Annotated in this window: 21 protein-coding genes, 1 rRNA gene and 1 pseudogene; 17 read left to right on the top strand and 6 right to left on the bottom strand. The window is 72.0% G+C overall.

The window, feature by feature from the left end; translation table 11 throughout:
* Positions 1-210: 210 nt before the first annotated feature.
* Positions 211-666 carry a hypothetical protein gene (locus IOD16_RS27075; protein ID WP_201436621.1) on the top strand — a complete coding sequence of 152 codons (456 nt, stop codon included), beginning with the start codon at positions 211-213 and terminating at the stop codon, positions 664-666.
* Here the strand turns inward: IOD16_RS27075 and IOD16_RS27070 are convergent.
* Entirely contained in the window at positions 615-848 is a 234-nt protein-coding gene (locus IOD16_RS27070; protein ID WP_201436620.1) for a hypothetical protein, read from the bottom strand. The genes IOD16_RS27075 and IOD16_RS27070 overlap by 52 nt on opposite strands.
* 325 nt (positions 849-1,173) lie before the next feature.
* On the opposite strand from IOD16_RS27070, the gene pheS reads away from it, so the two are divergent.
* From pheS to sthA, 4 genes are all read left to right on the top strand, one after another.
* On the top strand, positions 1,174-2,241 hold the full coding sequence (pheS, locus tag IOD16_RS27065; protein ID WP_201436619.1) for a phenylalanine--tRNA ligase subunit alpha: 1,068 nt from the start codon (positions 1,174-1,176) through the stop codon (positions 2,239-2,241).
* A 3-nt stretch (positions 2,242-2,244) separates the two neighbouring features.
* Complete coding sequence (gene pheT / locus IOD16_RS27060) at positions 2,245-4,722, top strand: phenylalanine--tRNA ligase subunit beta (protein ID WP_201436618.1); 2,478 nt, start codon at positions 2,245-2,247, stop codon at positions 4,720-4,722.
* A 306-nt stretch (positions 4,723-5,028) separates the two neighbouring features.
* The gene (locus IOD16_RS27055) at positions 5,029-5,520 is read left to right on the top strand and encodes a hypothetical protein (protein WP_123746332.1); all 492 of its coding nucleotides are present in this window, start codon (positions 5,029-5,031) and stop codon (positions 5,518-5,520) included.
* A gap of 157 nt (positions 5,521-5,677) precedes the next feature.
* Positions 5,678-7,090, top strand: a complete 1,413-nt coding sequence (gene sthA / locus IOD16_RS27050) for a Si-specific NAD(P)(+) transhydrogenase (protein ID WP_201436617.1) — start codon at positions 5,678-5,680, stop codon at positions 7,088-7,090.
* On the opposite strand, the gene IOD16_RS27045 is transcribed toward sthA, so the two are convergent.
* A complete protein-coding gene (locus IOD16_RS27045) occupies positions 7,091-7,720 on the bottom strand; it encodes an HAD family hydrolase (protein WP_236594414.1) in 630 nt (209 codons plus the stop codon).
* A gap of 113 nt (positions 7,721-7,833) precedes the next feature.
* Here IOD16_RS27045 and IOD16_RS27040 point away from each other — a divergent pair, with 113 nt between their 5' ends.
* Entirely contained in the window at positions 7,834-9,027 is a 1,194-nt protein-coding gene (locus IOD16_RS27040) for a cytochrome P450 (protein ID WP_236594413.1), read from the top strand.
* Here IOD16_RS27040 and IOD16_RS27035 read toward each other — a convergent pair.
* The gene (locus IOD16_RS27035) at positions 8,994-9,323 is read right to left on the bottom strand and encodes a hypothetical protein (protein ID WP_201436616.1); all 330 of its coding nucleotides are present in this window, start codon (positions 9,321-9,323) and stop codon (positions 8,994-8,996) included. The two genes, IOD16_RS27040 and IOD16_RS27035, sit on opposite strands and share 34 nt — an antisense overlap.
* Positions 9,324-9,527: 204 nt before the next feature.
* Here IOD16_RS27035 and argC point away from each other — a divergent pair, with 204 nt between their 5' ends.
* The 9 genes from argC to IOD16_RS26990 are packed head-to-tail and all read left to right on the top strand — an operon-like array spanning position 9,528 to position 18,157.
* Positions 9,528-10,544 carry an N-acetyl-gamma-glutamyl-phosphate reductase gene (gene argC / locus IOD16_RS27030; RefSeq protein WP_201436615.1) on the top strand — a complete coding sequence of 339 codons (1,017 nt, stop codon included), beginning with the start codon at positions 9,528-9,530 and terminating at the stop codon, positions 10,542-10,544.
* Positions 10,541-11,713, top strand: a complete 1,173-nt coding sequence (gene argJ / locus IOD16_RS27025) for a bifunctional glutamate N-acetyltransferase/amino-acid acetyltransferase ArgJ (RefSeq protein ID WP_201436614.1) — start codon at positions 10,541-10,543, stop codon at positions 11,711-11,713. The genes argC and argJ overlap by 4 nt, the downstream gene beginning before the upstream one ends.
* The gene (gene argB, locus IOD16_RS27020) at positions 11,710-12,597 is read left to right on the top strand and encodes an acetylglutamate kinase (RefSeq protein WP_123746338.1); all 888 of its coding nucleotides are present in this window, start codon (positions 11,710-11,712) and stop codon (positions 12,595-12,597) included. The genes argJ and argB overlap by 4 nt, the downstream gene beginning before the upstream one ends.
* On the top strand, positions 12,594-13,772 hold the full coding sequence (locus tag IOD16_RS27015) for an acetylornithine transaminase (protein ID WP_201436613.1): 1,179 nt from the start codon (positions 12,594-12,596) through the stop codon (positions 13,770-13,772). The genes argB and IOD16_RS27015 overlap by 4 nt, the downstream gene beginning before the upstream one ends.
* Complete coding sequence (gene argF, locus IOD16_RS27010) at positions 13,772-14,710, top strand: ornithine carbamoyltransferase (protein ID WP_123746340.1); 939 nt, start codon at positions 13,772-13,774, stop codon at positions 14,708-14,710. The genes IOD16_RS27015 and argF overlap by 1 nt, the downstream gene beginning before the upstream one ends.
* Positions 14,707-15,213 carry an arginine repressor gene (locus IOD16_RS27005; protein ID WP_123746341.1) on the top strand — a complete coding sequence of 169 codons (507 nt, stop codon included), beginning with the start codon at positions 14,707-14,709 and terminating at the stop codon, positions 15,211-15,213. The genes argF and IOD16_RS27005 overlap by 4 nt, the downstream gene beginning before the upstream one ends.
* Complete coding sequence (locus tag IOD16_RS27000) at positions 15,206-16,147, top strand: argininosuccinate synthase domain-containing protein (protein ID WP_201436612.1); 942 nt, start codon at positions 15,206-15,208, stop codon at positions 16,145-16,147. The genes IOD16_RS27005 and IOD16_RS27000 overlap by 8 nt, the downstream gene beginning before the upstream one ends.
* On the top strand, positions 16,144-17,535 hold the full coding sequence (gene argH / locus IOD16_RS26995) for an argininosuccinate lyase (RefSeq protein ID WP_123746342.1): 1,392 nt from the start codon (positions 16,144-16,146) through the stop codon (positions 17,533-17,535). The genes IOD16_RS27000 and argH overlap by 4 nt, the downstream gene beginning before the upstream one ends.
* A complete protein-coding gene (locus IOD16_RS26990; RefSeq protein ID WP_201436611.1) occupies positions 17,519-18,157 on the top strand; it encodes a DNA-3-methyladenine glycosylase in 639 nt (212 codons plus the stop codon). Before argH ends, IOD16_RS26990 begins: the two co-directional genes overlap by 17 nt.
* Here IOD16_RS26990 and IOD16_RS26985 read toward each other — a convergent pair.
* The 3 genes and pseudogenes from IOD16_RS26985 to IOD16_RS26975 form a co-directional block, all read right to left on the bottom strand.
* Positions 18,154-18,678 carry an EF-hand domain-containing protein gene (locus IOD16_RS26985; RefSeq protein ID WP_201436610.1) on the bottom strand — a complete coding sequence of 175 codons (525 nt, stop codon included), beginning with the start codon at positions 18,676-18,678 and terminating at the stop codon, positions 18,154-18,156. The genes IOD16_RS26990 and IOD16_RS26985 overlap by 4 nt on opposite strands.
* Before the next feature lie 110 nt (positions 18,679-18,788).
* Positions 18,789-19,791: pseudogene (locus tag IOD16_RS26980) on the bottom strand (IS481 family transposase).
* Positions 19,792-19,870: 79 nt separating this feature from the next.
* Complete coding sequence (locus IOD16_RS26975; protein ID WP_201436609.1) at positions 19,871-20,263, bottom strand: hypothetical protein; 393 nt, start codon at positions 20,261-20,263, stop codon at positions 19,871-19,873.
* A 92-nt stretch (positions 20,264-20,355) separates the two neighbouring features.
* On the opposite strand from IOD16_RS26975, the gene tyrS reads away from it, so the two are divergent.
* Together tyrS and IOD16_RS26965 are read left to right on the top strand one after the other, a co-directional pair.
* Positions 20,356-21,432, top strand: coding sequence for a tyrosine--tRNA ligase (gene tyrS / locus IOD16_RS26970; protein ID WP_236594412.1), 1,077 nt, complete (start codon positions 20,356-20,358; stop codon positions 21,430-21,432).
* A 38-nt stretch (positions 21,433-21,470) separates the two neighbouring features.
* Positions 21,471-23,006: ribosomal RNA gene (locus IOD16_RS26965) — 16S ribosomal RNA — on the top strand.
* Positions 23,007-23,058 lie beyond the last annotated feature (52 nt).

The following is a 23,058-nucleotide window of genomic DNA, read 5'->3' as shown; positions in this document are numbered from 1 at the left end:
TGCCGGCGGCTTGTGACCCGGTTTTCCGCTGATCGCCCGCCGGGGTCCTGCTCGCGGGGTCAAGACTGCCACGGCCCACCGACAATTCCGGCCGACCGGGACGGATCGCGCGCGGGAGCCGCCCCGGCCGCGGTGCTCGCCCGCCGTTCGCCCCGGCGGTTCCGCGCACGCCTGGCGCGGGTGCGCACCGGGAGGAATGCGATGTCACCGGTGACGGGTGGGAGGGACGGTCGCGCCGCGCCCTCGCCGCGGGCGCCACCGGACTGGATGCTCCACGACCTGACCGGCGATGATTACTGGAAGAACAAGCCGACCCTCGGCGGTCCCGGCTGCGCCGACCTCTCGTCGAGGCTCACCGCCGCGGACGCCGACGGCGTGCCCCTGGAAGGCGTCGGTTCCCGGGGCGACGCGGTCACCGCGGTGAAGGTGTTCGGGAGGGCCGGGGTCCTGGTGTGGACCATGTACGAGACGGGCTTGAAGGAGTGCGAAGCCGTGCTCGGCGCGGCCGACGGCATGACCGCCGGGCACCACCACTTCGGCCGCGACCCCGACGACTCGGAACGAGCGGACGGGTGCGGCGGCCAGAGGTCGCCGCACCCTCCCCGGCGGTCACCTCACAGGACCACGATCCACCCGTCGAAGATCCCGCCGACGCACAACCCGTAGGACGGCGGCGGTTCGACGGGGTGCCCGACCACCATGCCGCCGCCGGCCTCGCACCTCTCCGGGCTGATGAGCCCCGGGTCCGCCGAGGCCGTGCCGGCCGCGGCCAGGGCCGTGCCGACGACCAGACCCGCCGCGGCCGCGGTCACCGCGATCCGCCGCCGCACACCAGTCGCTCCGCGCATGATGACTCCTCGTCCTCGTTGTCCACCTGACGGCGGCCGCACGTCGCGGCGCCGGTCCGGGGTGGCCCGCCTCGCGGCGGCCAGTCGCGCGGTCACCCGGCCGGGCCCGGCCTCCATCCGGTCGAACGACCCCGGTTCGTGACGCGTCACGGGGCGCACCGGCCGGGACCGCGCCGCCCGCGGTGAGGGCGACGTCACGTGATGCGCCCCCGGTGGGCGGCGGTGGACCCGCGGTTCCGCCGATCACCTAGGATCGACCCGCCGCTCCGCATGCCGTGCGGAGGGTTGACCACCAGTTGTCCGTGACGGGAGCTGTCCACCAACCATGTCCGGAGCCAACGACCCGTACGACCCCAAGCAGGTCGCGGCGCTCTCCCCGGAAGCGCTCGGCGCGGCGGTCGAGCAGGCTCGTGAGGCGTTCGCGAAGGCGGCCGACCTCGACGAGCTCGCCGCCGTGAAGCCGAGCCACCTGGGCGACCGCTCGCCGGTCCTGCTGGCCCGCCGCGAGATCGGCGCGCTGCCACCCGCCGCGAAGGCGGAGGCGGGCAAGCGGGTGAACGAGGCGCAGAACGCGGTCAAGGCCGCGTTCGAGGAGCGCCGCGCCCGGTTGCAGGCCGAGCGCGACGACCGGGTGCTGCGCGAGGAGACGGTCGACGTCACGCTGCCGTGGGACCGGGTGCCGCGCGGCGCCCGCCACCCCATCTCCACCCTGGCCGAACGCATCGCCGACGTGTTCGTGGCCATGGGCTACGAGGTCGCCGAAGGCCCGGAGCTGGAGACCGAGTGGTTCAACTTCGACGCGTTGAACTTCGGCAAGGACCACCCGGCGCGCACCATGCAGGACACCTTCTACGTGGGCCCCGCCGACTCGGGCCTGGTGCTGCGCACGCACACCAGCCCGGTGCAGGCGCGGACGCTGCTGGACCGCGAGCCGCCCGTCTACGTGGTGTGCCCCGGCCGCACGTTCCGCACCGACGAGCTGGACGCCACCCACACGCCCGTCTTCCACCAGGTCGAGGGCCTGGCCGTGGACAAGGGCCTGACGATGGCGCACCTGAAGGGCACGCTCGACGCGTTCGCCCGCGCCATGTTCGGCGAGGACTCCAAGACCCGCCTGCGGCCCAGCTTCTTCCCGTTCACCGAGCCGTCCGCCGAGGTGGACGTGTGGTTCCCGGAGAAGAAGGGCGGCGCGGGCTGGGTCGAGTGGGGCGGCTGCGGCATGGTCAACCCCAACGTGCTGCGCAACTGCGGCGTCGACCCCGACGTGTACTCGGGGTTCGCGTTCGGCATGGGCCTGGAGCGCACGCTGCAGTTCCGCAACGGCCTGCCCGACATGCGGGACATGGTCGAAGGCGATGTCCGCTTCACCCAGCCATTCGGAACGGAGGCCTGACCGGTGCGCATTCCGGTTACCTGGCTGGTCGAGAACCTCGAGTTCGCCGAGACCCCCACGCCCGAGCAGCTCGCCGAGGCGTTCGTCCGGATCGGCATCGAGGTCGAGGACGTCAGCCGGCTCGACTCGGTCACCGGTCCGCTCGTCGCGGGTCGCGTGGTGGAGATCGAGGAGCTGACCGAGTTCAAGAAGCCGATCCGCTACTGCCAGGTCGAGGTCGGCCCGGACCAGGTCAACGGCATCGTCTGCGGCGCGTCGAACTTCCAGGAGGGCGACACGGTCGTGGTGGCGCTGCCCGGCGCGGTGCTGCCCGGCGACTTCACCATCTCCGCGCGCAAGACCTACGGCAAGACCAGCAACGGCATGATCTGCTCGGCCCGCGAGCTGGGCCTCGGCGACGACCACGCGGGGATCATGGTGCTGCCCAGCGGCACCGCGCAGCCCGGTGACGACGCGCTGGAGCTGCTCGGCCTCGGCGACACGGTGATCGAGGTCGCGCCGACCCCCGACCGCGGCTACGCGTTCTCCGTGCGCGGCCTGGCCCGCGAGATCGCGTGCGCGTTCGACGTGCCCTACCGCGACCCCGGCACGGCCGAGGTGCCCGAGGGCGAGGGCGAGGTCCTGCCGGTCGCGATCGAGGACCCGGCGGCGTGCTCCCGGTTCGTGGCCCGCCGCGTCAGCGGGGTGGACCCGACCGCGCCGACGCCGTGGTGGATGCGCCGGCGGCTGATGCTGGCGGGCATCCGGTCGATCTCGCTGCCGGTGGACGTCACCAACTACGTGATGCTGGAGCTGGGCCAGCCGCTGCACGCGTTCGACGCGGCGTCGGTCAAGGGCGGCCTGGTGGTGCGGCGCGCGGCGGCCGGCGAGAAGCTGACCACGCTGGACGAGCAGGTGCGGGCGCTGGACCCGGACGACATCGTGATCGCCGACGACAGCGGCGTGATCTCGCTGGCCGGCGTGATGGGCGGCGCGAGCACCGAGGTGTCCACGACCAGCTCGGACATCCTGCTGGAGGCGGCGAACTGGGACCCCGCGTCCATCGCCCGCACGGTGCGCAGGCACAAGCTGCCCAGCGAGGCGGCGAAGCGGTTCGAGCGCACGGTGGACCCGGCGCTGGCGCCGGTCGCGCTGGAGCGCGCGGCCCGGCTGCTGGACATGTTCGGCGACGGCAGCATCAAGCCCGGCCGCACGGACGTGGGCACGCCCGCGGCGCCCCGGCCGGTGTCGATGCCGATCAACCTGCCGGACAGGGTCGCCGGGGTGAACTACGCCCGCGGCGTGACCGCGCGCCGGCTCGGCCAGATCGGCTGCCAGGTCGAGGTCACCACGGGCGACGACGGCGCGACCATGGTCACCGCGGTGCCGCCGACGTGGCGCTCGGACCTGACCCAGCCCGCCGACCTGGTGGAGGAGGTGCTGCGGCTGGAGGGCTACGACACGATCCCGTCCACGCTGCCGCCCGCGCCCGCCGGTCGCGGGTTGACCGAGCAGCAGCGCCGGCGCCGCACGGTGTCGCGCGCGTTGGCGGAGAACGGGTTCGTCGAGGTCAAGCCGTTCCCGTTCGTGGCGCCCGCGGCGTTCGACGCGCTGGGCCTGCCCGAGGGCGACGTGCGCCGCAACACGGTGAGCGTGCTGAACCCGCTGGAGTCGGACAAGCACGCGCTGGCCACCACGCTGGTGCCGGGGCTGCTGGAGACGGTGCAGCGCAACCTGGCGCGCGGCCAGAAGGACGTCGCGGTCTACACCGTCGCCCAGGTGACGCTGCCGCGCACGCAGCAGGTGCCGGTGCCGCAGGTCGGTGTCGGCGAGCGGCCCTCGGACGCGCAGGTGGCGTCGTTGCTGGCGGCGCTGCCGCAGCAGCCGGTGCACGTGGCGGCCGTGCTGGCGGGCCACCGCGAGCAGGCCGGCTGGTGGGGCAAGGGCAGGCCGGCGGACTGGGCGGACGCGGTGCAGGCCGCGCGGCTGGTCGGCCAGGCCTACGGGGTGGAGCTGACCGCGGTCGCCTCCGACCTCGCGCCGTGGCACCCCGGCCGGTGCGCGGAGCTGCGCGTCGGCGACTGGCCGGTGGGCCACGCGGGCGAGCTGCACCCGAAGGTCGTGGAGGCGCTGGGGCTGCCGAAGCGGACCGTGGCCATGGAGCTGGACCTCGACGCGCTGCCGTTGAGCGACAACCGGCCCGCGCCGGTCGTGTCGGCGTACCCGCCGGTGCTGCTGGACGTGGCCGTGGTCGTGCCCGCGGAGGTGCCCGCCGAGCAGGTGGCGCGGGTGCTGCGCGGCGGCGGTGGCGCGCTGCTGGAGGACATCCGGCTGTTCGACGTCTACACCGGTGACCAGGTCGGCGACGGCAAGCGGTCGCTGGCGTACTCGCTGCGGTTCCGCGCGCCGGACCGCACGCTGACCGTGGAGGAGGCGACGGCGGCGCGGGACGCGGCCGTGGCCGCCGCGGCGGAGCGCTTCGGCGCGGTGCTGAGAAGCTGACGGAAGACGTCCCGGATCCGCACCAGTGCGGGTCCGGGACTACGCCGCCCGGGTGAACCGCCCGGCGGTGGTGAAAGGCGAACGTGCAGCTCACGCGGTGTCGCGTGTCGTGTCAAGAGGCCCAAAGACCTTTCTTTCCGGGCCGGCCAGGTCCTTGCGCACAGGTTGAACGTTCTCCAAGATTGGTTCGCGGCCCGCTGGGCCGAGGGGCGAAGCGATGAACCGCCGGGCGAGTCTGGTCGCCGGTCCGACGGGGAGCTAACGGCGAACCCACCGCCTGGAGCAGCAATCGAGTGAGGTTGCCTCATGCGCAGCTTGGGCCCGCGGATGGAAGTCGCCGTCGCCATGACCATCCTCGGCGTGGGCGCCGCCGTCGTCACCGCCATGCACCTGACCTGGCCGGAACCCGAGCTGCCCGCGATGGCGTACTCGATCAGCGGCGGTGAGGTGTCCGAGCTCGAACCGTTCGGGATCACCGACATCTCCGGCGGCGCGGTCGAGCTGACGCCGGGCAGCGAGGGCGCCCGCACGGTGCGGCTGTCGAACCCGAACAACGTGGAGATCGTGGTCCTCACGCTGGAGGCGCAGCCGGGCCAGCCGTTGGACGCGGCGCACAACCGGGTGCCGGGCTGCCCGTCGGCCGTGCTGTCCGTCGCGCCGATGGCGGAGCCGGTCACCATCCCGCCGGCCGGCGCGGTCGACGTGGCGATGGTCGTGCGGATCGCGCACGACGTGCCGAACGCGTGCACGGACCTCGTGTTCCCGCTGACGTACTCGGGTCGGGCGGCCCGCACCTAGAGGTGCTCCAAGGCCTCCCGCCTGGCCGGCGCCGACAGCCCGCGCCCGCACCGGCTCGGGCACGCCGGGGAACGGCTTGGCCAGGCCTGCCGGATCGCCGGCACGAGTCCGCTCACGCGGCCACCGCGGAACGGCGGTGTGTGCGACGCTTCGGCGTATGAGCGAGTACGACTACGACCTGCTGGTGATCGGCTCGGGCCCGGGCGGGCAGAAAGCGGCCATCGCGGGCGCCAAGCTCGGCAAGCGGGTCGCGATCGTGGACCGCGCGGACATGGTGGGCGGGGTGTGCGTGAACACCGGCACCATCCCGTCGAAGACGCTGCGCGAGGCGGTGATGTACCTGACCGGCCTGAGCCAGCGCGACCTGTACGGCGCGAGCTACCGGGTGAAGCAGGACATCACGATCAGCGACCTGCTCGCCCGCACGCAGCACGTGATCGGCCGCGAGGTCCAGGTCGTGCGCGCGCAGCTGCACCGCAACCAGGTCGACCTGCTCACCGGCACCGCCAGGTTCGTCGACCCGCACACGGTCGCGGTGGACGGCGGGCAGCGCGGCGAGCACCACGTGGTCACCGCCGGGCACATGGTGATCGCCACCGGCACCCGGCCCGCGCGACCGGACCAGGTGGACTTCGACGAGGTCCGGGTGCTGGACTCCGACGAGGTGCTGGCGCTGGAGGAGATCCCGTCGTCCCTGGTCGTGGTGGGCGCGGGCGTGATCGGCATCGAGTACGCGTCGATGTTCGCCGCGCTGGGCAGCCGGGTCACGGTGGTCGAGCAGCGCGACCGGATGCTCGACTTCTGCGACCCGGAGATCGTGGAGTCGCTGAAGTTCCACCTGCGCGACCTGGCGGTGACCTTCCGGTTCGGCGAGAAGGTCGTCAACGTCGACGTGTCGGACTCCGGCACGGTCACCACGCTGGCCAGCGGCAAGCGCATCCCGGCCGCCGCGGTGATGTACTCGGCCGGCCGGCAGGGCAACACCGAGGCGCTGGACCTGGCCCAGGCGGGCCTGGAGGCCGACCACCGCGGCCGGCTGGCCGTGGACGAGCACTACCGCACGCCCGTGGAGCACATCTACGCGGTCGGCGACGTGATCGGCTTCCCGGCGCTGGCCGCCACGTCGATGGACCAGGGCCGTCTCGCCGCCTACCACGCGTTCGGCGAGCGGGCGCGCGAGCTGTCCGCGTTGCAGCCGATCGGGATCTACACCATCCCGGAGATCTCCTACTGCGGCGCCACGGAGGCCGAGCTGACGTCGTCCGCGGTGCCGTACGAGGTGGGGCTGGCGCGCTACCGCGAGCTGGCGCGCGGCTCGATCGTCGGCGACGCCTACGGCATGCTCAAGCTGCTGGTGTCCACTGCGGACCGCAAGCTGCTCGGCGTGCACCTGTTCGGCACCGGCGCGACCGATCTGGTCCACATCGGCCAGGCGGTCATGGCGTGCGGCGGCACGGTGGACTACCTGGTGGACACCGTCTTCAACTACCCGACGCTGTCCGAGGCGTACAAGGTGGCCGCGTTGGACGCCACGAACAAGATGCGCGCGCTGGAGCGCTTCGGCTCCTGATCACCCGAGCAGTCTCGTGACGAGGTGCAGCCGGGCGTCCTCGACGTCCCGCAGCGGCGGGACGAGCAAGGTCGGCAGGCCGGCCTCGACGCCCGCGCCGTCGTGCGTCGAGCGGTCGCCGACCATGAGCGTCTCGCCGGGCGCCGTGCCCAGCTCGCGCAGGGCGACGTGGAAGATCGCCGGGTCGGGCTTCGCCACGCCGTGCTCGAAGGACAGCGCGAACGCGTCGACCGGCAGGTCGGCGAACGCGGGCCGGAGGTCGAAGTGGATGTCGCTGAGGACCCCGATCCGCACGCCCGCGGCGCGCAGCTCCCGCAACGTCGGCCCGGCGTCCACCGCGAACGGGGTGAACGCCGGGTCGGCCTCCACCGCGTAGAGCGAGTCGGCCAGCTCCTCGTCCAGCCCGGCCGCCCGGAACGCCCGGTAGTACGTCGCCCGGTGCAGCGCGGCGTCCGCGTCGAGACCGGGCACGTCCAGTGAGGACAGGTCCAGCGACGCGATCACGTCGGAGGTCCGGTCGGTGTCGCGGCCGAGCCGGCGCAACGCCTCCGACACCCACCCGCGGAACGTGGGCGCGAGCACCAGCGTCCCCCTCCAGTCGAAGATCACGGCGCGCAGGCGTCCGGTCATCGGGCACTCCCTGTGGTCACGGTGAGTAGCTGGGCCTCACTCGGGTGAAGGCTCGCGCACCACTCCGCCGGGTCGCTACTTTTTTCGCAGGACCCTCGACGGTTGGAGGCGGCATGGCCGCGATGCCGACGACGCCCCTGCACTTCCGCCGGCTGGGGTTCGACCCCCACCCCGACCTGGCGGAGATCCGCGACCGGGGCGGGGTGCGCCGGGTCGACTCGCCCGCCCTGGGCGGGCCGGTGTGGCTGGTCACCCGCGTCGAGGACGTCCGGCTCGTCTACAGCGACACGCGGCGCTTCCGCATCTCCGCCCACCACCTGGTGCCGGGCGCGCCCGCGTTGAGCGACGAGGAGCTGGCCGCCGTGCGGCCGGGCAACCTGCTGGCGTTCGACCCGCCCGAGCACACCCGGCTGCGGCGGACGCTGGCGCCGGAGTTCACCGCCCGCCGGATGCGCCGGCTGGAACCGCGGATCCACGACATCGTGCGCGACCACCTCGACGCGATCGAGCGCCAGGGGCCGCCCGCCGACCTGGTGGCCGACTTCGCGCTGCCCGTGCCGGCGCTGGTGATCTGCGAGCTGCTCGGCGTGCCCTTCGCCGACCGCGAGGCCTTCCAGGACCGCTACACGAGGTTCTTCGACGTGACGCTGACGTTCGAGCAGCGGCTCGCCATCCAGTACGAGTCCAAGGCCTACCTGGCCGAGCTGGTCGCGCGGGCCAGGGTCGAGCCGGGGGACGACCTGCTGGGCGTGCTCGCCCGCGACGAGACCGCCGCCCTCGACGACCGGGAGATGGTCGGCGTCGCGGACCTGCTGCTCCTGGCCGGCCACGAGACCACGGCCAACATGCTCGGCCTCGGCGTGCTCGCCCTGCTGCGCCACCCCGACCAGCTGCGGCTGCTGCGCGAGGAGCCCGAACGCGCCGACGCGGCCGTGGAGGAGCTGCTGCGGTGGCTGACCGTCGTGCACACCGGCGTGCCCCGGGTCACGGTCGCGGAGGTGGAGCTGGGCGGTCAGGTCCTCGGTCCCGGCGAGCTGGTGGTCTGCTCGCTGCCCGCCGCCGACCGCGACCCCGGCCTCGTGCCGGACCCCGACGTGCTGGACATCACCCGGGACGCGGGCGGCCACGTCGCGTTCGGCCACGGCGTGCACCACTGCCTCGGCGCGCCGCTGGCCAGGATGGAGATGCGGATCGCGTTCCCCGCCCTGGCCCGCCGGTTCCCCGGGCTGCGCGCGGTGGGACCCGACCCCGACTACCGCTCCCAGCAGGTCGTCTACGGCCTGGGGTCGCTGCCCGTGACGTGGTGACGGCGGCGCGGGTGCCCGAGGCCCGCGCCGGCCGCCAGCGCGAAGCCGCCGAAGACCAGCGCGAGGCCGACGCCCGCGTCGCCCGGCCGCGCCGGTCGGGCCCCGGTCGGCGGGTGGCCGTCGAGCCGGTCGTCGGCGGGGATCGGCGCGCCCGGGAACGGGTCGCGGCCCGGGAACCCGTTGGCGTGCATCGAGCGGAGGTCGGGCGTCGGGGCGGCGTCGCACACCACGTCCAGGCCGATGACGGTCATGCCCACGATCGCGGTGAGCACGCCGACCCAGGCGAGCGCCTTCACCCACGGCCGTGCGGCGACCGGATGGCCGTCGCGCGGCCGTCGCCTGCCTGCTGAAACCCGCCCCCGTGCGTGGTCGTGCGGATGGTGCATCACGATGAACCCCCCAGTCCGCTTCCAGGAAAGCACGACACCGGGGGCCCGCGCCGCCCCAGCCGATCCGCAAAGGATTTGAGTACCTTTGCATCAGCGTGCATACTTATCCGCATGACGGTACGGATCGCGGTCGCCGGGGCCAGCGGGTACGCCGGGGGAGAGGTGCTGCGCCTCCTGCTCGGTCACCCGGACGTGGAGATCGGCGCGCTCACCGCCGGCGGCAACGCGGGCTCCCCGCTGCTCGCCCACCAGCCGCACCTGCTGCCGCTGGCAGACCGGGTGCTGGAGGAGACCACCGCCGACACCCTCAAGGGCCACGACGTCGTCTTCCTCGCCCTGCCGCACGGCCGCTCGGCCGAGATCGCCGCCCGATTGGGCGACGACACGCTCGTCGTCGACTGCGGCGCGGACCACCGGCTCACCGACCCCGCCGCCTGGGACCGCTGGTACGGCGGCGCGCACGCGGGCAGCTGGCCCTACGGCCTGCCCGAGCTGCCCGGTCAGCGCGACGAGCTGCGCGGCGCCCGCCGCGTCGCCGTGCCCGGCTGCTACCCGACCGTGTCCTCGCTGGCCCTGGCCCCCGCGATGGGGCTGGTCGAGCCCGAGGTGACGGTGGTGGCCGTGTCCGGCACGTCCGGCGCGGGCAAGGCGCTCAAGCCGAACCTCCTCGGCTCCGAGGTGATGGGCTCGCTCAGCGCCTACGGCGTCGGCGGCGCGCACCGGCACACCCCGGAGATCGCGCAGAACCTCGCCAAGGTCGCCGGCGGGCCGGTGGGGGTGTCGTTCACCCCGGTGCTGGCGCCGTTGCCGCGCGGCATCCTGGCGACCTGCTCGGCGACGCTCGAGGACGGTGACGCGGACGTCCGGGCCGCGTACGAGAAGGCCTACGCCGACGAGCCGTTCGTGCACCTGCTGCCGGAAGGCCACTGGCCGACCACGGGCGCGGTACTCGGCTCGAACGCCGTGCAGCTCCAGGTGGCCGTCGACCGCGACGTGAACCGGCTGGTCGTGGTGGCCGCGATCGACAACCTGGCGAAGGGCACCGCGGGCGCCGCGGTGCAGTGCATGAACCTGGCACTCGGCCTGCCGGAGACCACCGGCCTGTCCACCGTGGGAGTAGCACCTTGAACCGCAACAAAGGCGTTACGGGACCGAAGGGCTTCAAGGCCGCCGGTGTCGCGGCCGGCATCAAGGAGTCCGGCGCGCTCGACCTGGCGCTGGTCGTCAACGAAGGTCCCGGCCAGGCCGCCGCGGGCGTCTTCACCACCAACCAGGTGAAGGCCGCGCCCGTGCTGTGGTCCCAGCAGGTGCTGCGGGAGCGCAAGCTCCACGCCGTCGTGCTGAACTCCGGCGGCGCGAACGCGTGCACCGGGCCCGAGGGCTTCCAGGACACCCACGCCACCGCCGAGAAGGTCGCCGAGGTGCTGGACATCGGCGCGGTCGAGGTCGCGGTGTGCTCCACCGGCCTGATCGGCGAGCGCCTGCCGATGGACAACCTCAAGGCGGGCGTGGAGAAGGCGGCCCAGGAGCTGGGCGCCGGCGACCAGTCCGGCCTGGACGCCGCCACCGCCGTGATGACCACCGACACCCACCCCAAGCAGAGCTGGCAGGACCACCCGGACGGGTGGTCGGTCGGCGGGTTCGTCAAGGGCGCGGGGATGCTCTCGCCGAACATGGCCACGATGCTCAGCGTCATCACCACCGACGCGGTGATCGAGGGCGACGCCCTGGACGCGGCCCTGCGCGCGGTCACCGCCAAGACCTACGACCGGCTCGACGTGGACGGCGGCACGTCCACCAACGACACCGTGCTCGTCCTCGCCTCCGGCGCCTCCGGTGTCGCGCCGAGCGCCGAGCAGTTCGCCGACGTGCTCACCGCCGTGGCGAACGACCTGGTCAAGCAGCTCCAAGGGGACGCGGAGGGCGTCACCAAGGAGGTCTCCATCACGGTCAACGGCGCGCTCACCGAGGCCGAGGCCGTCGTGGTCGCCAAGACCGTCGCCGAGGACAACCTGGTCAAGACCGCGCTGTTCGGCTCCGACCCGAACTGGGGCCGCATCGCGATGGCCGTCGGCCGCTCGCAGGCCACCGTGGACCAGCACAAGCTCGGCATCACGATCAACGGCGTCACGCTGTTCGCGGACGGGCACAAGGCCGCCGACCGCAGCGAGGCCGACCTGTCCGGCCGCGACGTGGCCATCGTGGTGGACCTGAACCTGGGCGACGGCACGGCCACCGTGCTGACCACCGACCTGTCCCACGGGTACGTCGAAGAGAACAGCGCGTACAGCTCGTGATCACACCGCAGGCCAAAGCCGGGATCCTGATCGAGGCGCTGCCGTGGTTGCAGCGCTTCCGGGGCGCGATCGTGGTCGTCAAGTACGGCGGCAACGCCATGGTGGACACCGAGCTGAAGCGGGCGTTCGCGCAGGACATGGTGTTCCTCAAGCTCGCCGGCCTGCACCCGGTCGTGGTGCACGGCGGCGGGCCGCAGATCGCCGCGATGCTCAAGCGGCTCGGCATCGAGTCCGAGTTCCGCGGCGGCCTGCGCGTGACCACGCCGGAGGCCATGGACGTGGTCCGGATGGTGCTGGTGGGCCAGGTGCAGCGCGAGCTGGTCGGCCTGATCAACTCGCACGGCCCGCTCGCGGTCGGCCTGTCCGGCGAGGACGCCCACCTGCTGACCGCCGCCCGGCGACCGGCCGTGGTGGACGGCGAGCCGGTCGACATCGGGCTGGTCGGCGACATCGTCGACGTCAACCCGGACGCGGTGCTCGACATCGTGCGCGCGGGCCGCATCCCGGTCGTGTCCACGGTCGCGCCGGACGTCGACGGCGTGGTGCACAACGTCAACGCCGACACGGCGGCGGGCGCGGTGGCGGTGGCGCTGAAGGCCGAGAAGCTGGTCGTGCTCACCGACGTCGAGGGCCTGTACGCCGACTGGCCGGACAGGAGCTCGCTGCTGCACCGGGTGGACGCCGACCGGCTGGAGGAGATGCTGCCGGGCCTGGACAGCGGCATGGTGCCGAAGATGGAGGCCTGCCTGCGCGCGGTGCGCGGCGGCGTCCCCGAGGCGCACGTGATCGACGGCAGGCTGGCGCACTCGGTGTTGCTGGAGGTCTTCACCTCCGAGGGTGTCGGGACGATGGTGACCGAGCGGACTGGGGCGGACGAGGCATGAGCGACCAGCAGCGGTGGCAAGCCGCGATGATGAACAACTACGGCACGCCCGGCCTGACCCTGACCAGGGGCGAGGGCGCGCACGTCTGGGACGCCGACGGCAACCGCTACCTGGACCTGCTGACCGGCATCGCGGTCAACGCGCTCGGCCACGCGCACCCGGCGATCGTGGCCGCGGTGACCGAGCAGATCGGCAAGATCGGCCACACCTCCAACCTCTACATCAACGAGCCCGCGCTCACCCTCGCCGAACGGCTGCTCGACCTGTCCGGGGTGGACGGTGACGGCCGGGTCCTGTTCGCCAACTCCGGCGCGGAGGCCAACGAGGCAGCGTTCAAGCTGAGCCGCCGCACCGGCCGCACCAAGGTCGTCTCGACCGACGGCGGCTTCCACGGCCGCACCATGGGCGCGCTGGCGCTGACCGGCCAGCCCAAGAAGCGCGAGCCGTTCGAGCCGCTGGTGCCCGGCGTCGTGCACGTCCCGTACGGCGACGTGGCCGCCCTGGAAGCCGCGGTCGACGACGAGACCGCCGCGTTCATCGTGGAGCCGATCCAGGGCGAGAACGGCGTCGTCGTGCCGCCCGAGGGCTACCTCCAGGAGGCCCGCCGGATCACCGCCGAGCACGGCGCGCTGCTCATCCTCGACGAGGTGCAGACCGGCGTCGGCCGGCTCGGCACCTGGTTCGCGTTCCAGCAGGTCGGCATCGTGCCCGACGTCATCACGCTGGCCAAGGGCCTCGGCGGCGGGCTGCCGCTGGGCGCGTGCATCGCGGTCGGCGCGGCCAAGGACCTGTTCGAGCCCGGCCAGCACGGCACCACGTTCGGCGGCAACCCGGTGTGCTGCGCCGCCGCGCTCGCGGTGCTCGACACGATCGCCTCCGACGGCCTGCTGGAGCACACCGCCGCGGTCGGCAAGGAGATCGCGTCCGGTGTCGAGGCGCTGGACCACCCGCTCATCTCCGGTGTGCGGGGCGCCGGCCTGCTGCTCGGCATCACGCTGCGCGAGGCGGTCTCGGCGAAGGCCGCGGCGGCCGCGCAGCGGGCCGGCTACCTGATCAACCCGATCCAGCCCGACGTCATCCGCCTGGCGCCGCCGCTGGTGCTGGACGAGGCGGACGCCCACCGGCTGGTGGCCGACCTGCCGTCGTTCCTCCCCTCCCCAGGCCAGGAGCCGTGATGGTGCGCCACTTCCTGCGTGACGACGACCTGACCCCCGACGAGCAGGCCGCGGTCCTCGACCTCGCCGACGACTACAAGGCCGACCGGCTGACCGCCAAGCCGCTGACCGGGCCCAAGTCCGTCGCGGTGATCTTCGAGAAGAACTCCACCCGCACCCGGCTGTCGTTCGAGGTGGGCATCGCCCAGCTCGGCGGCAACCCGGTGATCATCGACGGCCGGTCCATGCAGCTCGGCCGCGAGGAGACCATCGAGGACACCTCCCGCATCCTGTCCGGGTACGTGGACGCGGTGATCTGGCGGACGTTCGCGCAGAAGCGCATCGACGCGATGGCGTCGGTGTCCCGCATCCCGGTGATCAACGCGCTGACCGACGAGTTCCACCCCTGCCAGGTGCTGGCCGACCTCCAGACCATCCGGCGCGTGCACGGCAGGCTCGCCGGCCTCACCGTCACCTACCTGGGCGACGGCGCGAACAACATGTCCCACTCGATGCTGCTCGGTGGCGTCACGGCGGGCATGCACGTGCGGATCGCCGCGCCCGCGCTGTTCCAGCCCCTGCCGTGGGTGCTGGACGACGCCCGCGAACGCGCCGCGGACACCGGCGGCTCGGTGACCGTCATCGAGGACCCGCGCGAGGCGGTGGACGGCTCCGACGTGCTGGTCACCGACACGTGGACGTCCATGGGCCAGGAGAACGACGGCCGCGACCGGATGCGCCCGTTCCGGCCCTACCAGCTCAACGCCGACCTCGTGGCCGCGACCGGCGTGAAGACGACCGTGCTGCACTGCCTGCCCGCCCACCGCGGCCAGGAGATCACCGACGACGTGCTGGACGGCCCGGACAGCGCCGTGTGGGACGAGGCGGAGAACCGGCTGCACGCCCAGAAGGCCCTGCTCGTGTGGTTGCTGGAGAACTCGGGCGGAACGCGCCGATGACCCGGACCGCGCGGCAGGCCCGCATCGTCGAACTGGTCGCCCAACGCGCCATCCGCAGCCAGTCGGAGCTGGCGAAGACGCTGGCGGTGGAAGGCATCGAGGTCACCCAGGCCACGCTGTCGCGCGACCTGGACGAACTGGGCGCGGTCAAGCTGCGCGGACCCGACGGCGGCGCGCCCGTCTACGTCATCCCCGAGGACGGCAGCCCGGTGCGGGGCGTGCAGGGCGGCACGTCCCGCCTCACCAGGGTGCTCGCCGAACTGCTCGTGTCGGTGGACCACTCAGGCAACCTGGCCGTGCTGCGCACCCCACCCGGCGCGGCCCAGTTCCTGGCCAGCGCGCTGGACCGGGCCGCGCTGCACGACATCGTCGGCACCATCGCCGGCGACGACACCATCCTCGCCGTGGCCAGGGAACCCCTCACCGGCGCCGACCTGGCCGCCCGGGTCACCGCCCTCGCCGCGGGCGACGACCAGTCGCCGCAGGGTGACGCCGATGAGTGAGCGGGTCGTCCTCGTGTGCCCCGGCGGCGCGACGAGCGCGGTCGGGATCCACCGGCTCGCCGAGGAGACCGGCGCCGGGGTCGTCGCCGTCGCGGTGGACCTCGACCGAGGCGAGGACCCGGAGGCGTTCCGGCAGCGCGCGCTGGCCGGCGGCGCGGTGCGGGCCGAGGTGGTGGACGCCCGCGACGAGTTCGCCGACCGGTACTGCCTGCCCGCGCTGCGCGCCAACGCCCTGCGGCCCGCGTCCGCGCTGTACCCGCCGCTCGTCGCCGAGCACCTCGTCGGGGCCGCCGCCCGGCACGGCGCGACGGCGGTGGCGCACGGCTGCGCCGGCCACGACGGCGTCCGCCTGGAGGCGGGCATCCGCGCGCTCGCGCCCGACCTGCGCGTCCTCGCGCTGGTCCACGACCACGTGCCGCACCCCGCGGACCGCACCCCGCCGGTCGACCCGGTCGACCCCGACGAGCTGGTGATCACGTTCGACCGGGGCAGACCGGTCGCCATCGACGGCGAGACCGTCACCATGCTGCAGGCCGTCCAGGAGCTGAACCGGCGCGCGGGCGCGCGGGGGTCCGGCCGCGGCGCCCGCGTCCACGAGACACCGGGCGCGGTCGCCCTGACCACCGCGCACCGCGGCCTGGAGGACGCCACCCTGGAACCCGACCTGGCCCGCTTCAAGCGGCGGGTCGAGCGTCGCTGGGGTGAACTGGTGCGCGACGGCCTGTGGTTCTCGCCGCTCAAGCGGGCGCTCGACAGCTTCATCGACGACACCCAGCCGCACGTGTCCGGCGAGGTCCGGCTCGTGCTGCACGGTGGCCGCGCGGTCGTCGCCGACCGACGCGGCGAGCCGCCGCTGCCAGACTTCAGCCAAGGCCCCGCGTCACCGCGGGGCCTGCCGACCAAGATCGCCGCGAAGAGGGATTCGATCACGTGAGTTCATTGTGGGGTGGCCGGTTCGCCGGAGGACCGGCGGAGGCGATGGCGCGGCTGTCCGCGTCCACGCACTTCGACTGGCGACTCGCCCCGTACGACATCAGGGGCTCCCGCGCGCACGCCCGCGTGCTGCACCGGGCCGGCCTGCTGACCGCCGACGAGCTGGAGCGCATGCTGACGGCGCTGGACGCCCTGGAAGCCGACGTGGCCTCCGGGTCGTTCACCCCGACGCAGGCCGACGAGGACGTGCACACCGCGCTGGAACGCGGCCTGATCGAGCGCGCCGGACCCGAGTTGGGCGGCAAGCTGCGCGCCGGCCGGTCCCGCAACGACCAGGTGGCCACGCTGTTCCGGATGTGGCTGCGCGACGCCGCCCAACGGGTGGCCGCGGGCGTCCTGGACGTGGTCGACGCGCTGGCCGACCAGGCGTCCGCGCACGCCACCGCCGTCATGCCCGGCCGCACGCACCTGCAGTCCGCGCAGCCCGTGCTGCTGGCCCACCACCTGCTCGCGCACGGCCAGGCGCTGCTGCGCGACGTCGACCGGCTGGCCGACTGGGACAAGCGGACCGCCGTGTCGCCCTACGGCTCGGGCGCGCTGGCCGGCTCGTCGCTCGGCCTCGACCCGGCCGCGGTGGCCGCGGAGCTGGGCTTCGACGGCCCGGTGGAGAACTCCATCGACGGCACCGCCTCGCGCGACTTCGCCGCCGAGATCGCGTTCGTGCTGGCCATGATCGGCGTCGACCTGTCCCGGATCGCCGAAGAGGTGATCATCTGGACCACCGCCGAGTTCCGCTTCGCCGTGCTGGACGACGCGTGGGCCACCGGCAGCTCGATCATGCCGCAGAAGAAGAACCCGGACGTCGCCGAGCTGACCAGGGGCAAGTCCGGCCGGCTCATCGGCAACCTCACCGGGCTGCTGGCGACGTTGAAGGCCCAGCCGCTGGCCTACAACCGGGACCTCCAGGAGGACAAGGAGCCGCTGTTCGACTCGGTCGAGCAGCTGGAGCTGCTGCTGCCCGCGCTGGCCGGGATGATCGCCACCACCCGGTTCGACACCGCGCGGATGGCCGAGCTGGCGCCCGCCGGGTTCACCCTGGCCACCGACATCGCCGAGTGGCTGGTGCGGCAGGGCGTGCCGTTCCGGCTGGCGCACGAGGCGGCGGGCGAGTGCGTCCGGGTGGCCGAGGGGCGTGGCGTCGGGCTCGCGGAGCTGACCGACGAGGAGTTCGCCACCATCTCTCCCGCGCTGACGCCCGAAGTGCGTAGCGTGTTGACCGTGGAAGGGTCCATCGCGTCCCGGGACGCGCACGGCGGCACCGCGCCCGACCGCGTGGCCGAGCAGTTGAAGAGGCTGCGCGACAAGGTCTCCGTTGCCCGCAACGCCTAGGCAGCTCACCGAGCGGGAGCTCGCGGTCGACCCCGTCGACGCCGCGCGGCTCCTGCTCGGGAGCGTCATCGAGTCGACCACCGACGAGGGCGTGGTCGGGGTGCGGATCGTCGAGGTCGAGGCGTACCGGGGCGGTGACGACCCCGCCTCGCACTGCTACCGGGGCCGCACCCCGCGCAACGACGTCATGTTCGGCCCGGCCGGCCGGCTCTACGTGTACTTCGTCTACGGGATGCACTTCTGCGCGAACGTCGTGTCGCTGACCGACGGCGTGCCCGGCGCGGTGCTGCTGCGCGCCGGCGAGGTGGTCACCGGGTCCGAGCTGGCCCACGCCCGCCGCCCGACCGCGCGCAGCGCCGCCGAACTGGCCAAGGGCCCCGCCCGGCTGACCGGCGTGCTCGGCCTGGACCGCGCGCACAACGGCGTGGACCTGACCGAGCCGGACGCGACCGTGCGGCTGCTGGCCGGCGAGCCGGTGGACCCCGCCGACATCCGCACCGGGCCGCGCGTCGGCGTGGCCGTGGCGGTCGACGTGCCGTGGCGGTTCTGGATCGACTCGCCCGCCGTCAGCGCCTACCGCCGGGGCACCCGCCGCACGCGCGTCACGGCGGACCCGCGCTAGATCTCCCCGAACACGTGGGTGCCGGGCGCGTCCGCGTCGTCGCCCGCCCAGAACTCCACCCAGTGCCGGACGAACTCGGACTTCGAGATCACGCCATCGCCGTCGAGGTCGAGCCGGGCGAACACGGCGTCGGTGGGGGAGTCGTCCCCGGTCCAGGCGTGGATCATGCGGCCGTACTCGGGCGCGGACACCTGGCCGTCGCCGTCCTCGTCCACCGCCTCGAACATCGACTCCGCCGTGGCCACCACCAGGTCGAGCATGGTGCCCAGGTCGCTCACCACGGACAGCACCTCGTCCATGTCCACCCTGTTGTCGTGGTCGTGGTCCGACGCCACCTGCAGCGTCTCCCACCAGCCCATCATGATCTGCCGCAACCGGTCGTCCTGCCCGTTCCCGCCCCGGATGCGCACCCACCGGTCCGTCAACGCCTCGAAATCGGCACGCTCCAGGAACCCGTCACCGTTCGAGTCCATGGCGGTGAACACGATGGAGGTCTTCTTGCGCTGCAAGTCGCTGGCCACCCCAGCAAACTTGGTCGCGGAACGCCGCGAGGACAATTGACCAGCCGGGGCAAATCGCTGCGCGCCCGAGTGACATCGCGGTGACGGTCGGTAGCACCACCCGAGGCCGGCTAGCTGTACTGCCCCGTGAGGTTGGGGACGCGGCTGGCGGGTGGCTGGCCTGCGAGTGCGGTGTGGCCGCGGTGGTGATTGTAGGTGTGCAGCCATCGCGGCAGCGCCGCTCGTCGTTCGGCCTCCGAGGCGTAGGGCTGGGCGTAGGCCCATTCGTCGAGCAGGGTGCGGTTGAAGCGTTCGACCTTGCCGTTGGTCTGGGGCCGGTAGGGGCGGGTGCGTTTGTGCGTGATCCCGGCACCGGTGAGGGTGTCGTGCCACAGGCGTGAGCGGTAGCAGGACCCGTTGTCGGTCAGCACCCGCTTGACCGTGATGCCGTGGGCGGCGAAGAACGCCTGTGCCCTGGTCCAGAACGCGGTCGCGGTGCCCTTGGTCTCGTCGGGCAGGATCTCGGTGTAGGCGAGCCTGCTGTGGTCGTCCACGGCGTTGTGCAGGTAGGAGTAGCCCAGGTTGGGATGGCGGTGGGTCGTGCGGGGCCGGTCGGGATCGCGATGTGCGGAGCTGTTGCGCCGACCCGACCCGCGTGCCGGCCGTGCACCCTGTGGCCGCCGCCGTCGGGGATGTTGCCGAGCTTCTTGATGTCCACGTGGACCAGGTCGCCGGGCGCGGCGTGTTCGTAGCGCCGCACCGCGCGACCGGTGGCCCGGTCCAGGTGTGACAGCCGCGCCAACCGGTAGCGGACCAGCACCCGGTGCACCGTCGAGCACACCAGGCCCAGATGTGAGGCGATCCGGGCCGGGCCCCACCGGCGCAGCACCCGCACCTTGACGATCCGCCCTCGGTCCGGGTCGGAGTGCGGCGCGGACTCGTACGCGGACGCGAGGACCGGTCGACCATGCCCGCACCACCCTGGTCGCGGTAGCGGTCCGTCCAGCGTTTCGCGGTGGACACCGACACCTGGAACCGCTCCGCGGCCCGCCGCAACGGCCACCGGTCCTCCACGACACACCGGGCCAGGCGCAGCCTGCCCGCCGGAGTCAGCGGTGCGTTAGCGTGGGTCACGAGGGCCTCCGTCGGTCAGGTGTAGACGTCGCAATCCACACCGAACCCGGAGGCCCTCCCTCATTCCAACATCATCCGACTACGTGTCGGACCGTTCACAACCTCCCCGGACAGAAGCCGCCAAGCCGTCGTTGAGCAACGTCCGCAGACCGGCGCTCGCCGGCGTGAACAGGTCGCGCAGACCCAGCGACACCCCCGCCGACCAGGAGTCGATCAGCTGGGCGAACCCGTTCGCCGGGTTGGCGCCGCCGATCACCAGGAAGATGTGGATCGCCAGCACGATCGCGAACAACCAGCACAGCAGGTCGATCACGGCGCACACCACGCGCACCGCCCGCACCCTGCCGTCCCCGCGCTCGACGACCTCCTCCTCACGCGGGTACACCGCCTCCTCCCGGTACACGGGCTCGGCCGGGCGCAGGTGCTCGGTGGGACGGTCGGAGGGACGTCGGTCGCGGTTCGGGAAGGTCATCGCCGTGGTCCTCTCAGTAGGGCCCATCGCCGACTACCCGCCACCGGCACCGCCTCAAACTGCTTTGCGCAGGTAGGGGAGAATGGCTGTCCGTGAGCGAGCACATCCTCGATGAGCTGTCCTGGCGCGGCCTGATCGCGCAGTCCACCGATCTCGACGCGCTGCGGAAGGACCTCGACGCCGGTCCGCTCACCCTCTACGCCGGGTTCGACCCGACCGCGCCCAGCCTGCACGCCGGCAACCTCGTCCCGCTGCTCATGCTGCGCCGCTTCCAGCGCGCCGGGCACCGGCCGATCGTCCTGGCGGGCGGCGCCACCGGCATGATCGGCGACCCGCGTGACAGCGCGGAGCGCGCGCTCAACACGCTGGACACCGTGGCCGAGTGGGCCGGGCGCATCCGCGGCCAGCTGGAGCGGTTCGTCGAGTTCGACGACAGCCCCACCGGCGCGGTCGTGGTCAACAACCTGGACTGGACCGGGAACGTCTCGGTGCTGGAGTTCCTGCGCGACGTCGGCAAGCACTTCTCCGTCAACGTCATGCTGGCCCGGGAGACGGTGAAGCGCCGCCTCGAAGGCGACGGCATGTCCTACACCGAGTTCAGCTACCTGCTCCTGCAGTCGCACGACTACCTCCAGCTCAACCGGAAGTTCGGCACCCGGCTCCAGGTGGGCGGCTCCGACCAGTGGGGCAACATCATCGGCGGCGTCGACCTGGTCCGGAAGGTCGACGGCGGCTCCGTGCACGCACTGACCGCGCCGCTGGTCACCGACGCCGAGGGCCGCAAGTTCGGCAAGTCGACCGGCGGCGGCAACGTGTGGCTCGACCCGGAGATGACCTCGCCGTACGCCTGGTACCAGTACTTCGTGAACGTGGGAGACGCCGACGTCCTGCGCTACCTGCGGCTGTTCACCTTCCTGACCCAGGAGGAGATCGCCGAGCTGGAGCGGCAGACCACCGAGGCGCCGCACCTGCGCGCCGCGCAGAAGAAGCTGGCCGAGGAGTTCACCAACCTGGTGCACGGCGAGCACGAGACGCAGCAGGTCATCGCGGCGAGCCAGGCCCTGTTCGGCCGCGGCGAGCTGCGCGGGCTGGACCTGTCGACGCTGGAGGCCGCGATGGCGGAGGCGCCGACGGGCGAGTTTCCTTTGAGATTGTTACTGGACAACTGACATTCATGTCAGTGTTGTTCGGAGCGATCAAACATTCCTTATTGGAGAGTTTGATCCTGGCTCAGGACGAACGCTGGCGGCGTGCTTAACACATGCAAGTCGAGCGGTAAGGCCCTTTCGGGGTACACGAGCGGCGAACGGGTGAGTAACACGTGGGTAACCTGCCCTGTACTCTGGGATAAGCCTGGGAAACTAGGTCTAATACCGGATATGACTCCATTAGGCATCTTGTGGGGTGGAAAGTTCCGGCGGTGGAAAGTTCCGGCGGCTCAGGATGGACCCGCGGCCTATCAGCTTGTTGGTGGGGTAATGGCCTACCAAGGCGACGACGGGTAGCCGGCCTGAGAGGGTGACCGGCCACACTGGGACTGAGACACGGCCCAGACTCCTACGGGAGGCAGCAGTGGGGAATATTGCACAATGGGCGAAAGCCTGATGCAGCGACGCCGCGTGAGGGATGACGGCCTTCGGGTTGTAAACCTCTTTCAGCGGGGACGAAGGGCAACTGACGGTACCCGCAGAAGAAGCACCGGCTAACTACGTGCCAGCAGCCGCGGTAATACGTAGGGTGCGAGCGTTGTCCGGAATTATTGGGCGTAAAGAGCTCGTAGGCGGTTTGTTGCGTCGGCTGTGAAAACTTCACGCTTAACGTGGAGCCTGCAGTCGATACGGGCAGACTTGAGTTCGGCAGGGGAGACTGGAATTCCTGGTGTAGCGGTGAAATGCGCAGATATCAGGAGGAACACCGGTGGCGAAGGCGGGTCTCTGGGCCGATACTGACGCTGAGGAGCGAAAGCGTGGGGAGCGAACAGGATTAGATACCCTGGTAGTCCACGCCGTAAACGGTGGGTGCTAGGTGTGGGGGACTTCCACGTCCTCCGTGCCGCAGCTAACGCATTAAGCACCCCGCCTGGGGAGTACGGCCGCAAGGCTAAAACTCAAAGGAATTGACGGGGGCCCGCACAAGCGGCGGAGCATGTGGATTAATTCGATGCAACGCGAAGAACCTTACCTGGGCTTGACATGCACCGGAAACCTGCAGAGATGTAGGCCTCTTCGGACTGGTGTACAGGTGGTGCATGGCTGTCGTCAGCTCGTGTCGTGAGATGTTGGGTTAAGTCCCGCAACGAGCGCAACCCTCGTTCCATGTTGCCAGCGCGTAATGGCGGGGACTCATGGGAGACTGCCGGGGTCAACTCGGAGGAAGGTGGGGATGACGTCAAGTCATCATGCCCCTTATGTCCAGGGCTTCACACATGCTACAATGGCCGGGTACAGAGGGCTGCTAAGCCGTGAGGTGGAGCGAATCCCACAAAGCCGGTCTCAGTTCGGATCGGGGTCTGCAACTCGACCCCGTGAAGTCGGAGTCGCTAGTAATCGCAGATCAGCAACGCTGCGGTGAATACGTTCCCGGGCCTTGTACACACCGCCCGTCACGTCACGAAAGTCGGTAACACCCGAAGCCCGTGGCCCAACCAGCTTGCTGGGGGGAGCGGTCGAAGGTGGGACTGGCGATTGGGACGAAGTCGTAACAAGGTAGCCGTACCGGAAGGTGCGGCTGGATCACCTCCTTTCTAAGGAGCATTCCTCACCGGTTCTCTTCGGAGGGCCTGTGGAGAGCCATGC

Origin of the sequence: Saccharothrix sp. 6-C, from assembly GCF_016695385.1 — a bacterium.
Taxonomy (GTDB): domain Bacteria; phylum Actinomycetota; class Actinomycetes; order Mycobacteriales; family Pseudonocardiaceae; genus Actinosynnema; species Actinosynnema texasense.
The sequence above is the reverse complement of the archived record's forward strand: the minus strand, read 5'-3'. Positions and strand labels throughout refer to the sequence as shown.

Coding starts and splice junctions, on each gene's coding strand:
- IOD16_RS27070 (WP_201436620.1), bottom strand. CDS start 848: ATGCGCGGAGCGACTGGTGTGCGGCGGCGGATCGCGGTGACCGCGGCC.
- pheS (WP_201436619.1), top strand. CDS start 1,174: ATGTCCGGAGCCAACGACCCGTACGACCCCAAGCAGGTCGCGGCGCTC.
- IOD16_RS27055 (WP_123746332.1), top strand. CDS start 5,029: ATGCGCAGCTTGGGCCCGCGGATGGAAGTCGCCGTCGCCATGACCATC.
- sthA (WP_201436617.1), top strand. CDS start 5,678: ATGAGCGAGTACGACTACGACCTGCTGGTGATCGGCTCGGGCCCGGGC.
- IOD16_RS27045 (WP_236594414.1), bottom strand. CDS start 7,720: ATGACCGGACGCCTGCGCGCCGTGATCTTCGACTGGAGGGGGACGCTG.
- IOD16_RS27040 (WP_236594413.1), top strand. CDS start 7,834: ATGGCCGCGATGCCGACGACGCCCCTGCACTTCCGCCGGCTGGGGTTC.
- argC (WP_201436615.1), top strand. CDS start 9,528: ATGACGGTACGGATCGCGGTCGCCGGGGCCAGCGGGTACGCCGGGGGA.
- IOD16_RS27015 (WP_201436613.1), top strand. CDS start 12,594: ATGAGCGACCAGCAGCGGTGGCAAGCCGCGATGATGAACAACTACGGC.
- argF (WP_123746340.1), top strand. CDS start 13,772: ATGGTGCGCCACTTCCTGCGTGACGACGACCTGACCCCCGACGAGCAG.
- IOD16_RS27005 (WP_123746341.1), top strand. CDS start 14,707: ATGACCCGGACCGCGCGGCAGGCCCGCATCGTCGAACTGGTCGCCCAA.
- IOD16_RS27000 (WP_201436612.1), top strand. CDS start 15,206: ATGAGTGAGCGGGTCGTCCTCGTGTGCCCCGGCGGCGCGACGAGCGCG.
- IOD16_RS26975 (WP_201436609.1), bottom strand. CDS start 20,263: ATGACCTTCCCGAACCGCGACCGACGTCCCTCCGACCGTCCCACCGAG.